This is a genomic window from Vibrio sp. Vb0598 (assembly GCF_033338935.1).
Classification (GTDB): domain Bacteria; phylum Pseudomonadota; class Gammaproteobacteria; order Enterobacterales; family Vibrionaceae; genus Vibrio; species Vibrio alginolyticus.
The window spans coordinates 1-14,432 of record NZ_JAWOTP010000008.1 but is presented as its reverse complement, the minus strand read 5'-3'; the positions used below and the strand labels follow the sequence as shown (position 1 = coordinate 14,432).

General features: G+C 43.3%; 12 protein-coding genes and 1 tRNA gene. 5 read left to right on the top strand and 8 right to left on the bottom strand.

The genetic code is table 11. From position 1 onward, the window contains the following. Positions 1–52 precede the first annotated feature (52 nt). Complete coding sequence (locus tag R7Q38_RS10250; protein ID WP_005378568.1) at positions 53–796, bottom strand: hypothetical protein; 744 nt, start codon at positions 794–796, stop codon at positions 53–55. 257 nt (positions 797–1,053) lie between these two features. On the opposite strand from R7Q38_RS10250, the gene R7Q38_RS10245 reads away from it, so the two are divergent. Further along, positions 1,054–1,356 carry a DNA base-flipping protein gene (locus tag R7Q38_RS10245; protein ID WP_005378570.1) on the top strand — a complete coding sequence of 101 codons (303 nt, stop codon included), beginning with the start codon at positions 1,054–1,056 and terminating at the stop codon, positions 1,354–1,356. A gap of 30 nt (positions 1,357–1,386) precedes the next feature. On the opposite strand, the gene R7Q38_RS10240 is transcribed toward R7Q38_RS10245, so the two are convergent. Then, complete coding sequence (locus R7Q38_RS10240; RefSeq protein ID WP_005378572.1) at positions 1,387–1,821, bottom strand: YbaY family lipoprotein; 435 nt, start codon at positions 1,819–1,821, stop codon at positions 1,387–1,389. Between the two features lie 240 nt (positions 1,822–2,061). Here R7Q38_RS10240 and tesB point away from each other — a divergent pair, with 240 nt between their 5' ends. Continuing rightward, a complete protein-coding gene (gene tesB / locus R7Q38_RS10235; protein ID WP_005378575.1) occupies positions 2,062–2,922 on the top strand; it encodes an acyl-CoA thioesterase II in 861 nt (286 codons plus the stop codon). 68 nt (positions 2,923–2,990) lie between these two features. Here the strand turns inward: tesB and R7Q38_RS10230 are convergent, their stop codons facing one another. Continuing rightward, positions 2,991–6,032 carry a cadherin repeat domain-containing protein gene (locus R7Q38_RS10230; RefSeq protein ID WP_239939229.1) on the bottom strand — a complete coding sequence of 1,014 codons (3,042 nt, stop codon included), beginning with the start codon at positions 6,030–6,032 and terminating at the stop codon, positions 2,991–2,993. Positions 6,033–6,488: 456 nt separating this feature from the next. After that, positions 6,489–6,953, bottom strand: coding sequence for an Lrp/AsnC family transcriptional regulator (locus R7Q38_RS10225; RefSeq protein ID WP_025998626.1), 465 nt, complete (start codon positions 6,951–6,953; stop codon positions 6,489–6,491). 140 nt (positions 6,954–7,093) lie between these two features. On the opposite strand from R7Q38_RS10225, the gene R7Q38_RS10220 reads away from it, so the two are divergent. After that, the gene (locus R7Q38_RS10220; protein ID WP_239939158.1) at positions 7,094–8,188 is read left to right on the top strand and encodes a PLP-dependent cysteine synthase family protein; all 1,095 of its coding nucleotides are present in this window, start codon (positions 7,094–7,096) and stop codon (positions 8,186–8,188) included. Positions 8,189–8,248: 60 nt separating this feature from the next. On the opposite strand, the gene R7Q38_RS10215 is transcribed toward R7Q38_RS10220, so the two are convergent. Further along, the gene (locus tag R7Q38_RS10215) at positions 8,249–8,566 is read right to left on the bottom strand and encodes a DUF1244 domain-containing protein (RefSeq protein ID WP_005378586.1); all 318 of its coding nucleotides are present in this window, start codon (positions 8,564–8,566) and stop codon (positions 8,249–8,251) included. Between the two features lie 214 nt (positions 8,567–8,780). On the opposite strand from R7Q38_RS10215, the gene R7Q38_RS10210 reads away from it, so the two are divergent. Beyond that, the gene (locus tag R7Q38_RS10210) at positions 8,781–9,356 is read left to right on the top strand and encodes a porin family protein (RefSeq protein WP_239939159.1); all 576 of its coding nucleotides are present in this window, start codon (positions 8,781–8,783) and stop codon (positions 9,354–9,356) included. Between the two features lie 90 nt (positions 9,357–9,446). On the opposite strand, the gene R7Q38_RS10205 is transcribed toward R7Q38_RS10210, so the two are convergent. From R7Q38_RS10205 to R7Q38_RS10195, 3 genes are all read right to left on the bottom strand, one after another. Then, the gene (locus R7Q38_RS10205; protein WP_031781369.1) at positions 9,447–9,644 is read right to left on the bottom strand and encodes a type II secretion system protein; all 198 of its coding nucleotides are present in this window, start codon (positions 9,642–9,644) and stop codon (positions 9,447–9,449) included. 221 nt (positions 9,645–9,865) lie between these two features. Beyond that, positions 9,866–12,979 (bottom strand): multidrug efflux RND transporter permease subunit VmeF, encoded by a 3,114-nt coding sequence (gene vmeF, locus R7Q38_RS10200; RefSeq protein ID WP_005389957.1) that lies wholly within the window; start codon positions 12,977–12,979, stop codon positions 9,866–9,868. Further along, positions 12,979–14,073, bottom strand: coding sequence for an efflux RND transporter periplasmic adaptor subunit (locus tag R7Q38_RS10195; protein WP_154204730.1), 1,095 nt, complete (start codon positions 14,071–14,073; stop codon positions 12,979–12,981). The genes vmeF and R7Q38_RS10195 overlap by 1 nt, the downstream gene beginning before the upstream one ends. Before the next feature lie 292 nt (positions 14,074–14,365). Here R7Q38_RS10195 and R7Q38_RS10190 point away from each other — a divergent pair. Beyond that, positions 14,366–14,432, top strand: a tRNA-Tyr gene (locus R7Q38_RS10190).

Genomic DNA, 14,432 nt, shown 5'->3' with positions numbered 1-14,432 from the left:
ACAACCAATTCGATACTCTGCCGCACATGTCACTTTTTACCTGACTAAAAATTCATAATTCAGCCTGTTCATCGCTACTACGTAAAATATAGTCAGTCATCCAAGCCGTCCCTAACAAACAGATCCAAACCACGAAAACAGGGTTTGGCACATCCGTGGTCGGGCTGACGACTAAAGCGGCAAAACCCACAGTCGGCAATGTCCAACATAATAATTTGCTCCAACGAATGGTATGTTGAAGCTTCGCAAGTGCTTCCATTGACGCTAACATTCCCGTCAAACTTAACGCCATAAGAACGGCGTACGGTAGGCCTGCAATCCACAATGGGAGCAACAAAAACAACGGCCACCAGCTGTGTTTATTGGATGGCGTCCAATGCGCAGCCGACCACCACATCGCCATAACCGCAATGGTTTGAACCACTGTAACCCAAGCAAAACCATCCAGCTTACCGCCTTGCTGTGTGACCATAAGACCAACTTGCAGTGTAAGTACAATAAGACCAGCGGTGAGCAACACACCTAAAGAGCTTCTACGAGAAAATACCACCATTAAAAGTGGGAAAAGGATCAAAACACCAACCGACAAAGCAATTGGCTGCATTGAGAGTGTCGCACCAAAAGCCATCATCGCGCCCAGTAATACTAGGCCAGCGAACCCACCTTGTGGCAGAACCCACAGCGCGGGGATCATAAGTGCAAGAACGGGAATGTCACCCTCGCTCAAACTCATCGCCCGAACGCAGACAACAGCGAGTAAGGTCGTAACGAAAAATTGAAGTGTCGATAAAATCATAGCGCCTCCTGGCTTCCCCACCTACTTGGTAACTCAACGGCAAAAACTGGGATTGAAAGTCGTTGAGAGGGTCTAGATTCAAGCTTAGCTTGCGTTTGCTTCATGCTGTTTAAGGCTCATCAACCAACGACACTAAAGAACAGAAAATGTAATTCTTCAAAGTGAGTCGCTGACAACACAAGGGTTAAGAACCGTTAGCAATATACAAGTCCAATGGTTTACCATTCCTTAGTAATCCAAAATAGACACTTTTGAGTATGGACCAATTTTTAGCGCAAATCTTTGCTGTAATTCACCAAATTCCAAAAGGAAAAGTCTCCACCTATGGGGAAATTGCAAAAATGGCCGGTTATCCGGGCTATGCGAGACATGTTGGTAAAGCACTGGGTAACCTACCAGAAGGCAGCAAACTCCCCTGGTTTAGAGTGGTAAATAGCCAAGGAAAAATATCTTTAAAAGGCAGAGACTTAGAGCGACAAAAAAAGAAATTAGAAGCAGAAGGGATTGAAGTATCGGAAGTTGGCAAAACTTCACTTAAAAAATACAAATGGCAGCCTTAAGCTGCCATTTTTTGTTCTCAGTACGTCGTATTAACGTGTTCCAACTAGACGAATATCTAATTGGTGAGTTTGTGCTTCATCTGTAATAACACCGTTATGTGTGTCGCTGATAAAACGCAGCTTTCCATCTACCTCAATGCGAGCACGAACGCTGTAACGATGGTTTGGTTTGATTTCATTGCTGTCGTAACTCAACTCAAAAGAAAGAGGAACTTGCTTACCTTCTGTTTCGAATGTCTGTTTCGCCAACACTTTTGCTGGCGCATCCGCCAAGGACACATCTTCTAACGCAATAGTAACCACTGCGTTTGGTGGCAAGGCAATCCGCTCGCGATAAGCCACTGTACCTGTAATCGTCTTCATTGACGCTTCTGTAGATTCCATTTCTGTATTTTGAGAAGTTTGGCAACCCACTAACGCAGCCCCAAAGAGTAGAGAAGTAACAAGTAGTAGTGTTTTTTTCATATATTCCTCGAAAAGAGCATTAAACCGAGGCAATTATAGGTGTGGAATATAAAACTGTCTGCTTCCTGTCAGTTTATTTGACAATAGTTTGACTGAGTTAGAATTTATCAAACAATTGATTTTGTTTCATAATTGGAACAATACTATTTCTAAGTTACTCAATAGTTCTTAACTATGCCACTTCACAAGAGTGAGGCTGTTGAGGTAACTTGGAATGAAAGACAACGGTGAGGAGACACAATGAGTAAACCACTACGAGAATTGCTCAGCCTACTACAACTCGAAAAATTAGAAGAAGGCTTGTTTCGTGGCCAAAGTGAAAACCTAGGTTTGCCTCAAGTTTATGGCGGTCAAGTAATTGGGCAAGCGCTTTCTGCTGCGCGCTACACCGTTGAAGAAACACGCACGGTACACTCCTTCCATAGCTATTTTTTGTACCCTGGCGATCCAGAAAAACCTATTATTTATGATGTAGAAAATCTGAGAGATGGCCGTAGCTTTAGCACTAGACGCGTAAAAGCAATTCAAAATGGACGCCCTATTTTTTACCTAACCGCATCCTACCATGGCGATCAACCTGGGTTTGATCATCAAAAAGAAATGCCAGATATCCCTGGTCCAGAAAACTTTGCCTCAGAGAGTGAGCTCGCAAGCCATATTGCAGAATTTCTACCCAAACGCTTACGCAAAACATTTTGCGGGGAAAAGCCAATCGAAACTCGCCCCGTTACGGTTATCAACCCTTTGAAGCCCAAAAAAGCAGAACCCAAACAGTACCTTTGGATTCGTGCTAATGGTGAAATGCCAGAGAATCAGCTAATTCACCAGTACCTTCTGGCCTACGCATCCGATTGGGGATTCCTTGTGACAGCAATGCATCCACATGAAGTCTCATTAATGACGCCTAACTTTCAAGTGGCCACCATTGACCACTCTATCTGGTTCCATCGTCCGTTTAAGATGGATGAATGGCTTCTATATGCGATAGAGAGCCCAACGGCGAGCAATACTCGTGGGTTGGTCCGAGGCGAAATATACAACCAGCAAGGTCACTTAGTGGCGACCGCCGTGCAAGAAGGGGTGATGCGCTACACGAAATAGCTCGTGTTCGTTACACGAAAAAAGGAGTGCTGTTCCGCACTCCTTTTTTAATGGGTATCAAACGATGATTAATTTGGTTGATACTTCATGTTAACAACCGACCATTCGTAAAGTGATTTCGGGTAACCATATTCGCCTTTCCCGTAAATGACATTTGGGTCGGCATAGAATCCACCTTTATTCGTTGCTAAAAATTCACGAACCCCACGACGGTAAGTAATCACAGGTGCTACTAACTCATACTCTACCTTTTCCATCTTCGAGTCATCAATTACTAAGAACCGAGTCATACGAATCGTGCTGCCGTTGGTGCAGTACCCTGGGTCATCATAGTCAATTGCTTCAAAAGGCTTGAGATCATCTTCGAACAGCTCTGATGTACATCCATCAAATCGAGCTAAGTGTACCCACGCTCCTTTTATTAGAGTTTGGTCATCGTTACCCACCGGCTTGAATGCAAGTAGTGCAATCTTACCTTTGCCGTATAGTTTCAATTCTTCGTCCGTTGGCTCACGCACTGAACGAACGTTCATCAAACCAAACTCACTTTCTTCTAAGTTAGAAAACTCACGTGCATTTAGCGTGCTAAACAATACTGTTTGTTCAGTTTCAAGCAATGTATATTGATCCGCAACACCTTCATCTGCAAAGCTTAGATACAGCTGGACTTTCTTACTTTCCAACGCTTTGTAATCTCGAGATTCTCCTTCAGAAACGTCGAGAGAAATCCAACGTCTTTTTACTGGCGGGAGGTCAAGTAACGTCAGCTCTTCCTTATCAACATCTAATGAAGCGACTCCTTTAATTGTTGAGCTGGATATTTGATAGCTGCGGTTTCCTATTGGTGTACCAAAGTCTAGCTTAACCTTTTTAAATGGTTCAAATTCCACCTTCATTGTAGAAGCACTTAAACCAGGGTGATTCGCTTTGTTAATAGTGCCATTTACGACGATTGTTTTAGCTTTGTAGTTGCGTCCAGTAAGAGTAACCTCTACTTGGTACTCGCCTGCGTGCAAAATCTTCAAACGCCCCGTATCAGGGGAAACTAGCTCGACCACAGGATCTTTTTGGTTAATAAGACGGTAACTTGCCTTCGCAGTCCCACCACTCATCACTGGTGAGATAACACTACCAGCGGAGAATTCTACCGTTGGGTAAGTAACCGATACAGGGTTTGTGCCTTGTTTAATCGTGACCGAGAAGCTACTTTCACCCGGATCCACTTTGTCGTCCCCCGCATCCGAAACAATAATTTTTGTGCTACCCGCGTTAAGAATTTGCATGGCACCCGTTTGGCTGTTTAAGGAAACTACATCTGTTGCTGCGTTGTCTGCAAATCGGTACGTAACTTCCCCAACCGTACCAGAGATTTTCGGCGCAACAAATGTTTGGCCAACCTTCCAAATCTCTTCCACATCGGATTGAACTTCAATTCGGCTCGGCGCACTCAAAATTGTCACGTAGACTTTTTGATCAGGACCAACAGTATAATTCGCGCTCTCTTTTCTGCGCACAGTTAGCGTCGCTTTACCCGCTTTATACACATGGAGACGTCCTTCACTAAAACCACCGACAACATCTGGTGCGGTGTTATCTACAATCTCAATTTGCTCGTCAGCACTCAAACCAAAATCACGATGAAGATCAAAACTGTATTTGTTGCTGTATACAACGTCATAATCGTGCGTTGCCATGGGTTGGCCTTCAGCCTTTGCAACTTTAATGACGACATTAAATTGAATAGGTTGGTAGAACTCCCCACCATCGTCTTCAAACTTAAGGTCGTACTCACCCGCAGTCACTACCTCCAACTTGCCGTCAGTCATTCGTAAGCCATTAGGTAAGCTGCTAACTAGATTTACGTTACCTTTTTGCCCTTTAAACGCCAGAGGGATTGAAAGATTTGGTTGATAGGTAAGCGGCATTTCAATGTCTTTTATAACGGGATGAGGCGCGCGATTAACTTCAAGATCAAAGCGAGTTTTGCTTGCAGGATAATTACGCATGTCATGCTCGTAAATTTCCACTTCAGCAGCACCAACACCTTTGATCAGTAATGCTTCACCATTTTCAGTTTTAGCGACAACGTCTTCACCACGAATGATTCTCAGCTCATAGTCACCGTAGGCGTTCGTCACCTTAGGGAAAATTCGTCCACCTTCCTCATAAGTTGTGACGATATCCGCTGCCCTGATTTCTTGACGCTTGCCTTGTTTTACATCCACAAAAAATTGCGCTGTTTGCTGTTTATCCAGAAACGCGTCGCTGTAAGTTGCAGTCGCTTCAACCGTTAATCGACCAACATTATGAACAAGAAGTAAACCCGTTTCAGGGTCTAGCAACTCGGCCACCTTGCTGTCTGGTACGCTATTTATAATTTTGTAAGAAATACGTTGCGTTTGAGCTTTATCTAGACGCACTGGTTCTAACGTCAACCCTTCTCGATACTCGTCTTCAAGCAAAGCGAACTGTAATTGCCCCGGAGCTACTGCATGCAGCTTAACCGTAGCGCGAACTTGTTTCGGCAAGTAAAAGTCGTTACCTGAATCAGTAATCAGCACCGATGCCTGACCAACTGAACCTAATGAATATACCGAACCGTTCTCATCAACACGAATCAAGTTATGACCACTTTCTACCTCATAACTCAGTTCGCCTTTTTGGCCACGGACGATCAACGCTTTTCCTTCTGACTCAATCGCATTGAAATTCAGATCACTCACTGAAAGTTCAGTATTGATGCCTCGCTCTACAGTGACAGAAAATCTTGCTTCAGAAGATTCATAAGCAGAGCTACTATCTGTAGCAAGAATCGTCGCCGTTCCTGGGCGCAGAATTTGTAGTATTCCTGAGTCATTAATTTTCACGACATTTGGCGGATTAGAGTCAATGACTTGGTAAGATACCGACCCATGTACATTGCTCAGTTTTGCTTCAGTAACCGTTCCCACTCCTTCAAACTTCAACACCGTGTCTTCCACTTTTAATTGCGGACGGTTCTGCTTTGTTACCGTAGTTGGTGTCTTCGTATTGTTCGGCTTAGAGTCTCCCCCACCGCCACAGCCAGCGAGTAAAGCTGCGAGAAAAAGCAAATAGTAATTTCTGTTCATTTTTAGTAATACTTTGTTACATACAAGATGGGGCGATAATAATACGATGTTTTATTAATCACTATCCCCATTTTTGAGTACTTTATTACTTAAGTAATTGCTACTGTATTAATCCTAAAAACAAATACTCAAAAATAGCGACCAAATTACATGAAAACACAAAAAGCAAACGTTTAAATCAAACTCTTCCATTAATTTAGTAAAAATCAATATTCAATAAAATAAAACATGAAAAAGAAAGAGAAAAAATTGCGTTATTTTTTCTTTCATTATGATGTATAGGATTAATGGACTGTAAAAACAAATGGTTAATGAAAAATAGAAGAGAGAATAAATATCGTTTATATTTATAAAAATCTGGTAGGAAATAGTTTTAAAAGCATAATCAAACTACCTTTTAACATTTAAAATACTAAAAGGTAGAATTAACATTAGATAGAATTCTTATAGGGCGAGTTATTTTAGGATTGGTAACTCTGTTGTGTATTTAATGGACTCCATAGCAAATGTTGAAGTCACATTAGATAGCCCTTTTACACTATTAACTAACCGCTTATAGAATTCGTCAAAACACTTCATATCTTTGACTAGTACTTTCATCATGTAGTCATACTCGCCAGCCATACGATAAAACTCCATTACCTCAGGAAAGTCACTCACAGTTGTAACAAAATGGTGATACCAACCTTCGGAATGATCAATCGTTTTTAACTGAACAAATGCAATGAAAGATAGCTCGAGCTTTTCTGCACTTAACAACGCCACGCGTTTTTCGATGTAGCCCTCTTCTTCCAACCTTTTCAAGCGCTTCCAGCATGGTGTTGTAGTAAGATTGACTCGCTCAGCCACGTCATTTAATGACAAGGTGCTGTCGGTTTGTAGTAAAGCAAGCAGCTGCTTATCTATTCGATCTAAACTCATTTCTATAAAACCCATAAAATGTAGAAATTTTTTCTACAAAAATCTTTATTAAGAGTAACAATAGCAAAGTTTTTCTCGAAAATTTTAGATAAATTATCCCTATCTAATACTTATCTATCGATTTCCCAAGGAGAGACGCCATGTGTACTGACCACAATTGGATCAACAATGCAGTGCGTAAAATTGAAGCAGACTTCCAACGTTCTGCTGATACTCACTTATTTAAACTCGAACTACCTTCTCTTGATGGTATCGATATCTATCTAAAAGATGAGAGTACGCACCCTACAGGCTCTCTTAAGCATCGATTGGCGCGCTCATTGTTTCTTTATGCTATCTGTAATGGATGGATTGGTCCTGAAACCACTGTAATCGAGGCGTCCTCAGGCAGCACTGCCATTTCGGAAGCGTATTTTGCGCGTTTACTTGGCTTACCGTTCATTGCCGTCATGCCGAAAACCACTGCACGTAAAAAGATCGAACAAATTGAATTTTACGGTGGTAAAGCGCACCTTGTTGAACGATCAGATCAGATTTATGACGAGTCTCGACGCTTGGCTCAAGAGCTAAATGGTCACTACATGGACCAGTTTACTTATGCTGAACGCGCTACTGACTGGCGCGGTAACAACAACATCGCGAACTCTATCTTTAGCCAAATGGAGTTAGAAGATCACCCGATTCCTAGCTGGGTAGTGATGAGTCCTGGAACAGGCGGCACATCAGCAACCATTGGCCGTTTTATTCGTTACCAAAAATACGACACTAAGCTTTGCGTGGTAGACCCTGAAAACTCAGTGTTTTACGATGCTTTCCAGTCAGGAAATCACTCATTGAAAGGCGATACTGGCAGCAAAATTGAAGGTATCGGGCGACCACGTGTCGAACCAAGCTTTATTGCTGGTGTCATTGATGAAATGCGCAAAATTCCAGACGCAGCCAGTGTGGCAACTGCCCATTGGGTATCTCAGCTGATTGGGCGTAAAGTCGGCGCATCAACAGGCACCAATCTTTACGGTGTGCTGCAATTGGCTTGTGAGATGAAACAACGCGGTGAGAAGGGTTCTATCGTGACGCTTCTATGTGATTCTGGAGAGCGTTACCTAGATACGTATTATGACTTAACATGGGTAAAAGAGAACATCGGCGATATTCAACCTTACTTAGCTCAACTCGAAGTCATTCAAGCAAAAGGTTGCGTTGAGCCAGCTTGTTGCGGCTCAACTAACGCTTAACGTGCAAACTGGACTTTAAAAACAGCCCAACTTCATGCGGGCTGTTTTTATCGCTGGGCTTTACTTTTTCTGGCGCGCTTCAAACGCAGCCAATTGTTCTGGCGTTGCCGCTGGTTGATGATTTTGTTTCCATTCATCGTAAGTCATGCCGTAAACACGTTCGCGAGCGTCATCAATATCTAAATCCAAACCGAGATTTTCAGCCTCAGATTTATACCATTTGCTAAAGCAGTTGCGACAGAAGCCCGCAAGGATCATCAGGTCGATGTTTTGTACGTCTTTGTTAGCATCTAAATGCGCCAATAAACGGCGAAATGTCGCCGCGTCTAACTTATCTTGTTCTTCTTGAGTCAAGTTTTTGTATTTGAATTCAGCCACTTTCCTTTCCTTCTCTCTTATTTAACTAGCTTTCGTCACCATATCTAGTTAGTCGGTAGTCATGAGTAAGAAGTATGCTTTAGCGCAACAATTCCCATTCTAAAATCACTACCTTTGATAAAAGCTGATATGATAATTACCATCCATCCTATTGATTAAATTAACATTTAAACAAATCATTACAACGGTCTTTTACCAAGGTTATCGTCTAGTTATGAAAAACGCCATTCTATTATTGTCTGCCTTGACCATTAGCGTGCCAACTTTAGCTGCTCAAGAACAAGTTCATCAATCTTATTTTTATCTGGGTACTGGTAACGTTGGTTTTGATACACCGTACTTCGGCTCGGATAGAGACAATGAGTGGTCAACACCACATATCACCGTTGGCTGGGGTTACCATGTAAACCAATACCTCGCGTTTGAAGGGGTTCTGCGCTATTCACAAAATGAACTTAAGAACGATGCTCTAAAAACTGACTTAGATCTTCACTATTACCAAGCAGGTATGTCTGCTGTTGTAACAAGTGATAACTTAGGCGATACGCCACTATCACTGTTTGGTCGCGTAACTGCGCTTGGCACTCAAGCTGAAATGTATGTTCCAAACGAACAAAAAGTCACAGATGATTCAGGTGCACTATTCAACATCGGTGCTGGTGTCCATTGGGATATGAGCAAAGATATCTGGTTACGCGCAGAGTACATTTATAATGTCGCGGATATGGGTTTTGAAGATTTTTACGACAGCTACGAAGGTGTACAAATCAGCCTAGGGAAACGCTTCTAACATTAGGTAGCACCAAGTTTCCATAATTGAAAAACAAAGAAGCCGAGTGTTTTACCTCGGCTTCTTTTAGATTCTATAGTATGTCGTCACTTATTGAACAGAGAACGTTTCTGTTGCCTCTTTGTTCACATGGTTGCTTGGTTGACCAGCATCGAGAGAATGCAAAATACCATCTTGACGATCTTTTAATGCATTCGTCAACGTTGGAAGTGCGGTAGTTGCTAGCAACGCCATAACACCTGCAACTAAAACCATTTCGACCATGTAACTACCACGTACTTTTTTCAAGGAAACACCTCAATAATAATAGGCATAGGCTGCTTTCCTAGCATTAAACCTAACAAGACCCAACATTCAGTCAAAACGATGAGCGAGTCCTGTGCCCCTCGAAGAAGTGGCGAAATAATAAACAAAAATAATCATTAAATCTATAAGTAATCACTATCTATATAAAAAAACACCGAACAAAAATTGCCCGGCGTTTTCAATCAAAGCTTTACGTGCTACTGCTAGGGGTGGGCAACACGGCCCTTCGTATCATGGCTAATTGCTTTGTTTAACTCTGCTTCTACATGACCTGGTGCTTGTGTTTTCGCCGAAATCAATCGGTACATTGCCGGGATAACAAACAGGGTCACCAATGTCGCAAACCCCATCCCGAAAAAGATAACCGTACCCACGGCAATACGGCTCTCATAACCCGCCCCTGTCGATACGATCAACGGAATTGCGCCAGCAAGTGTGGTAAACGCAGTCATCAAGATTGGACGTAGACGTCGCGCAGCTGCATCAATGATCGCTTTTTCAAACCCAACGCCACGATCACGTAACTGATTGGCAAATTCTACGATCAAAATACCGTTTTTCGTCACCATACCAATCAACATGATCATGCCAATCTGGCTATAAATGTTCATACCTTGGCCCATAATAACCAAACCAAGGAAGCCACCAAATACACCCATCGGCACCGTAAACATGACCACTAACGGGTTTACGAAGCTTTCAAACTGAGCCGCCAACACGAGATACGCCACTAGTAGTGCCAATGCAAACACAACAGCAACACTCGCTTGGTTCTCTTTAAAGTCTTTCGACTCCCCCGAATAACTCACCGAAATGTCACCCGGTAAGTTGTCGATGGCTTCCTGGTCTAGGTAATTCAGCGCATCTCCTAATGTATAACCTTCCGACAGGTTGGCAGTAATAGTAATGGACTTCTGTTTGTTGTAGTGAGAAAGACGAATAGAGGCCGCCACTTCTTCAATTTTTGTGACCGCATCTAACGTCACTAGCTGACCGCTATTCGTGCGCAGATAAATCTGACTTAAATCTGCAGCATTATTAAAGCTATTTTCATCACCGCGAAGATACACATCGTACTCTTCGCCACGCTCAACATAAGTCGTTTCGCTTTTACCACCGAGCATGATTTCTAGGGTGTCAGAAATGTCTTTAACACTGACTCCTAGCTCTGCGGCACGCTGTCGGTCAACTGTAACCAATAACTCAGGCGTTTTTTCCGAGTAATCTATCTCTGCTCCTTCCATCATTGGTGATTCTTCTGCTTTGTTCTTTAGCATTTCAGCCCAAACAACGAGCTCATCGTAATCAGAGCCGCCTAATACGAACTGAACTGGCTCACTCGAACCACCTTGGAAACCTGGCATAAATGGGAACACTCGAACATCTGGGATACCCGCCAATTCTTTCCGTACTTTGTTAAGGGCTTGCTGAGCCGTGATATCACGTTCGTTCCAATCTTCTAGAATCATGATCACAAAGCCTGTCTGGTCTCCTGCCTGGCCACCAAACGCTGGCGTTTGGATACTGAATGACTTCAGATAACCTTGCCCTAGTAATGGCATCAATCGGTCTTCGACAATATCCATATTGGCTGACATACGATTGTACGACGTAGCATCTGCACCGCGCACAAACGCGAATATCACACCGCGATCTTCTTGTGGGGTCAGCTGGGCCGGTACCTGATTCATCAAGAAATAGCTACCGCCCAAACAAGCTAGAATCACCAGCGGAGCAGCCCAACGTACTTTCAATGCACCTTTCAATAATGCGCGATAGCCACTCTCAAGCTTGCTAAACAAGCGATCAACCGCTTCATTGAATCGATTTGGTTTTACATTCGCTTTCAAAATCTGACTACCTAATACAGGAGTCAGCGTCAGGGCAATCAAAGAGGAGAATATGACCGACATAGCCAGCAATACAGAAAACTCTGTAAATAGTAGACCTACCATGCCATCCATAAAGGAGATCGGTAAGAACACCATCACCAGCACTAATGTTGTTGCTATAACAGCAAAACCAACCTCTCTTGTGCCTTTATATGCGGCGAGTAATGGCGATTCACCGCGTTCAATATGGTGGAAGATATTCTCTACAACCACAATTGCGTCATCCACCACCAAACCAATCGATAATATCAACGCCATCAAGGTGATCAAGTTGATAGAAAACCCAAAGTAGTACGCGGCAATGAACGAAGAAATCAGAGAAACAGGTACCGTAACCGCAGGAATTAAGGTTGCACGAGCTTGGCCGATGAAAATGTACAATACCAAAATCACCAAGCCGCCCGTGATAAATAGCGTGCTGTACACCTCTTCGATTGAACGCTCGATAAACACTGTCGCGTCGTAATCTATCGCAAGACGTGTACCTTCTGGTAAGAACTTCTGGATGTTATCGACTTCAGACCTAACCAGCTTCGCTACTTCTAACGGGTTTGCGTCTGACTGCGGTACCACACCAAGACTGATGTTTACTACACCATCACTTTTGAAGGTTGAGTTTTCGTTTTCTGCACCAATGAAGACATCTGCTACATCTTTTAAATAGATAGGTGTATTGTCGCTTGCGCGTTTAATGACAAGATATTGAAAATCTTCAGGCGTGTTATAAGTACGAGCCGTACGCACGGACATTACTGTTGAGTCGTTGCGAACTTCACCACCTGGGCTTTCTAGGTTCTCACTTCGTAAAGCTGATGTAATGTCCGAAGCTGTAACTGAACGTCCAGCCATTAGTTCTGGCTTAAGCTTCACGTACATGACCTTGTACAAACCACCGGAGAGATCAATGGAGCTAACCCCAGAGATCAGGCTAAAGCGGTCCATCAATACACGTTCGGCATAATCGGTTAATTGAGTACGGTCCATCTCTGCAGAACTGAGATTGATGTAGAGCGACGCCTCTCCCGAGCCATTGTTCTTATAAACAATAGGGTCATCCGCTTCATCAGGTAGCGAGCGCTGAGCACGAGCTACGGCATCACGCACGTCGCTCACACCTGTGTTGAGATCGTAACCTAACTCAAACGTGATCGTGATACGCGACATGCTGTTACGAGTAGTGGAGCTAATTTCATCAACTCCACTGATCCCAGAAAGCTGGTCTTCCAAAACGGAGGTAATTTGGCTTTCAATAATAGTCGCCGATGCACCCTCATAACGCGTACTGATAGAAACGACTGGGCTTTCTATATCAGGCATTTCACGAACGGCTAATTTGGTGAATGACACAAAGCCAAACACACACAACAGCATGCTCAGAACCAACGCCGCGACAGGGCGTTTAACTGAAACGTCGGACAGTAACATTAGTTTTCTTCCTCATCCGATTCACTGTCATTGCGTGTCACATCCGTGGTGTTCGCTTTTAGTGGCGCGACAATTTCTTTCACTTCGACACCATCACGCATGTTAACAATGCCTTGAACCACAATCTTGTCACCAATCTCAACACCAGATTCGATCACCACCTCGTTACCAACACGAGCACCTAGCGACACTTCTTGACGAGTAGCTTTGTTGTTTTCATCAATTACATATACAAAACGTTTAGTTCCGGAGTATTCAAGCGCTTGAACAGGAATGATTGGCGCCTTAATAGCAGGAAATGCTAGTGAAGCGTTCATCAACATGCCCGGCTTCAATTGATTTTCTGGGTTATCAAACTCAATACGCACGCGAAGATTCAGTGTTTCGGCGCTGATACGCGTATCAATACCTGTGACTTGACCAGTAAAGATCTGGCTACCCCATGCACTGGTTTTAGCGATGACTTCCATACCAATAGAAAGCATCGATAAATAGCGCTCCGGTACTTGTAAATCCAGTTCCATGACGGAAAGATCATCCAACGTCAAAAGTTCAGTACCCGCACTGACCATTTTGCCGCGGCTAAAATCGATAAAACCAACAGTGCCAGAAAATGGGGCAGTAATATGGAGATCAGCTAAATTGGCTTGAGCAGCATCAAGCCTCGCTTGTGCTATTTCAACACTGGCTTTTTGTGCATCGATTTCAGTTTGAGTAATCGCATTCCGCTTAACCAAACGTTGGAACTCTTTTAACTTACGCTGTTCATCTTTTAGATACGCCTTTGCCTCAATCAAAGCGGCTTGAGCCTTATCGTCATCTAACTTAATTAATAGCTGGTCTTGCTGGACATTTTGATTCGCTTTAACAGCGATTTGATTCACTTTGCCGGCGACTTCCGATGCGACAACCACAGACTCCGCTGCCTTTAATTTGCCGATAAGAGTTAAGGATTGATTGATCTCGTGCGTTTCTACTTGTTCAGTCACAACGGTAACCGCTGAGCCTCCTCGCATCGCAGCGGAAACCGATGGAGAACTCAGTAATATAGAAAGCGTTAAAACAGATAACGATAACGTGGCTTTCATGCTCATGATATTGACTTCTAAACGAATAAACTTATGTCATTAAACTGCTTACAGTTTATCAGTAGATACGGTGTTTAACGTCAAGTAGTGTAAATTCAAGTAAAAAGCGCGCCTCTCTTCTGTTCAAAGGACAAACAAAACGCTGACTTTCTACCATCTTTGCCCAAAAAGACAGCATTCAACGTAAAAACGTAAGAAAAACGCTTTACAGCCTGAGCGAGTTTGCTATGATTCGCTCCGCACTTGGGAGATGAGTTGGGAAAACATCTTACTAAGTATAAAAATCCTCTGGAGGGGTTCCCGAGTGGCCAAAGGGAGCAGACTGTAAATCTGCCGGCACTGCCTTCGATGGTTCGAATCCGTCC

Excerpts from the sequence above, each read along its gene's own strand:
- R7Q38_RS10240 (WP_005378572.1), bottom strand. The coding sequence starts at position 1,821 with ATGAAAAAAACACTACTACTTGTTACTTCTCTACTCTTTGGGGCTGCG.
- R7Q38_RS10220 (WP_239939158.1), top strand. The coding sequence starts at position 7,094 with ATGTGTACTGACCACAATTGGATCAACAATGCAGTGCGTAAAATTGAA.
- R7Q38_RS10250 (WP_005378568.1), bottom strand. The coding sequence starts at position 796 with ATGATTTTATCGACACTTCAATTTTTCGTTACGACCTTACTCGCTGTT.
- tesB (WP_005378575.1), top strand. The coding sequence starts at position 2,062 with ATGAGTAAACCACTACGAGAATTGCTCAGCCTACTACAACTCGAAAAA.
- R7Q38_RS10195 (WP_154204730.1), bottom strand. The coding sequence starts at position 14,073 with ATGAGCATGAAAGCCACGTTATCGTTATCTGTTTTAACGCTTTCTATA.
- R7Q38_RS10230 (WP_239939229.1), bottom strand. The coding sequence starts at position 6,032 with ATGAACAGAAATTACTATTTGCTTTTTCTCGCAGCTTTACTCGCTGGC.
- R7Q38_RS10210 (WP_239939159.1), top strand. The coding sequence starts at position 8,781 with ATGAAAAACGCCATTCTATTATTGTCTGCCTTGACCATTAGCGTGCCA.
- R7Q38_RS10225 (WP_025998626.1), bottom strand. The coding sequence starts at position 6,953 with ATGAGTTTAGATCGAATAGATAAGCAGCTGCTTGCTTTACTACAAACC.
- R7Q38_RS10245 (WP_005378570.1), top strand. The coding sequence starts at position 1,054 with ATGGACCAATTTTTAGCGCAAATCTTTGCTGTAATTCACCAAATTCCA.
- vmeF (WP_005389957.1), bottom strand. The coding sequence starts at position 12,979 with ATGTTACTGTCCGACGTTTCAGTTAAACGCCCTGTCGCGGCGTTGGTT.